This is a genomic window from Runella sp. R0.1_18 (assembly GCF_057652155.1).
Map to the genome: position 1 here is coordinate 1 of NZ_JBYFCK010000117.1, position 326 is coordinate 326.

Consider the following 326-nt stretch of genomic DNA (forward strand, 5'->3'; position numbering starts at 1 on the left):
GTTCCATTGTCACAAATGCGGTACGTAAACTTATCCGTTCCTGTAAAATTCGCATTTGGCGTATAAACAAAAGTACCATCTGGGTTTTGACTCACCGTTCCGTTGGTTGGATTCGTCAACTTCACTGGACTGCCCAATGTTGCATTGCCATCTGGGTCGCTGTCGTTGGCCTTCGCGTTAATCGTCACTGGGGTGCCTACTTCCGTTTGCGTATTGTCATCCACCGCAATTGGCTTGTCGTTACCTGGCGTTGGCGTTGGAAGGATGTTAATCACCACACAAGCCGTATCTTTCAAGCCTACATTGTCCTTCACTTCGTAACAGAA

The 326-nt window shown here is 47.5% G+C and carries 1 protein-coding gene; it reads right to left on the bottom strand.

All coding sequences use genetic code 11. The features are described 5' to 3' along the window. Positions 1-326 (bottom strand): Ig-like domain-containing protein (locus AC23P2_RS31325; RefSeq protein ID WP_487776825.1); only part of this gene is annotated, 326 nt, incomplete at both ends.